Origin of the sequence: Macromonas nakdongensis (genome assembly GCF_002837145.1) — a bacterium.
GTDB classification, from domain to species: Bacteria; Pseudomonadota; Gammaproteobacteria; order Burkholderiales; family Burkholderiaceae_C; genus Macromonas_B; species Macromonas_B nakdongensis.
Genome location: NZ_NWMV01000018.1, coordinates 1 through 1,751 on the forward strand (window position 1 = coordinate 1; position 1,751 = coordinate 1,751).

1 pseudogene is annotated in these 1,751 nt (G+C 66.4%); it reads left to right on the forward strand.

The features are described 5' to 3' along the window. Positions 1-159: 159 nt before the first annotated feature. Positions 160-1,721: pseudogene (locus tag CON77_RS03420) on the forward strand (IS3 family transposase). Positions 1,722-1,751: the final 30 nt, after the last annotated feature.

The window sequence follows — 1,751 nt, forward strand, 5'->3', positions numbered from 1 at the left end:
ACGATTCCAGGACGCGGATGAAAGCGCGTATTACGAATACATCTGCAAGCGCAAAAACATCCATGTGGTGTACGTTGCGGAGCAGTTCGAAAACCCCCCCGCGTCAGAATAGTTGTCGCCTCCATAGATCAACCCCGGGGGCGGCGATGAAGGACAAACTTGGCTCGATACGGACAGACATTCAAAGACAGAGCGGTAGCGCGGTTGCTGCCGCCGGAGAGCGCAGCGATCGACGTGGTTGCGCGGGAGATTGGGATCGCTGCAGGCACCTTGGAGCGCTGGCGCGAGCAGGCGCGGTCCAGGCCCGCCCGAGGGCGGGCCTGGACCGCGGCCGGCCGGCTTGAGGCGGTGGTGACCACGGCGGCGATGAACGAGGCCGAATTGAGCGCGTGGTGTCGCTCGCACGGTGTGTACCCACAGGATCTGGCGAAGTGGCGCGCAAGTGCCACGACGGCGCTGGCCGCGCCCGAGGAACTGCGAGCCAGCCCGCAGGCCACGCGGGCCGACCGCAAGCGCATCAAGGAACTCGAGCGCGAGTTGCTGCGCAAGGACCGCGCCCTGGCGGAGACGGCAGCGCTGCTGGTGCTGTCAAAAAAAGTGCAGGCGATCTTCAGCAGGGGAGAGGACGAATGATCGGCCTCGAGGATCGCCAATGCCTGTCCCAAGAAATCGGTGTTGCGCATGCCGCAGGCGCACGGCTGCACCAGGCTTGCGAGGTCGTCGGCATCGACCTTCGCACCCTGCAGCGCTGGAAGGCGCAAGAAGGCCTCACAGCGGGTGATCGCAGGCCTCACGCGGTGCGCCCGCTGCCCAGCCATGCCCTGAGCGACAGCGAGCGCGCTGAGATCGTCCGGGTGGCCAATGAGCCGCGCTTCGCAGCCGTGCCGCCGGCACGCATCGTGCCCATGCTGGCTGACGACGGCGTGTACCTGGCCAGCGAGTCCACCTTCAGCCGCGTGCTGCGCGACGAGGGGCAGGCGGCGCACCGGGGTCGCGCCAAGAAGCCCCGCACAGTCCGACCGCCGACCACGCATGTGGCTACTGCGCCGCGACAGGTGTGGTGCTGGGACATGACCTATCTGCCGGCTGCGGTGATCGGCATGTGGTTCCACCTGTACCTGATCCTGGACCTGTACAGCCGCAAGATCGTCGGCTGGGAAGTGCACGCCACGGACGACTCCGTGCACGCGGCTCACCTGGTGCGGCGCACCGCGCTGGCCGAGGGCATCGCCACGATGCTGACCAAGCCCGTGCTGCACGGCGACAACGGCGCCACGCTGAAGGCCACCACGGTGCTGGGGATGCTGTACTGGCTGGGCGTCAAGCCGTCGTATTCGAGGCCTCGCGTGAGCGACGACAACGCCTATGCGGAGTCGTTGTTCCGCACCGCCAAGTACCGCCCTGAGTTCCCTGCGAAGGGCTTCGCCGACCTCGACGCCGCTCGGACCTGGGCCGCGGAATTCGTGCGTTGGTACAACGATGAGCACCGACACAGCGGCATCCGCTACGTCACCCCTGGTCAGCGCCATTGCGGCGCAGATCAGGCCATCCTGGCTGCTCGACACGAGCTGTACCTCAAGGCCCGTGAGCGCAACCCAGCGCGCTGGTCCGGCACCACGCGCGACTGGTCGCCTATCGGCGCAGTTACCCTCAACCCCGAACGCGACTCGGTCGTCGCGGACCACATGAAAGCAGACCTTAAACAGCCCTTGGCTGCATAAATCAGGCGACAACTACCTTGACACGCGCCG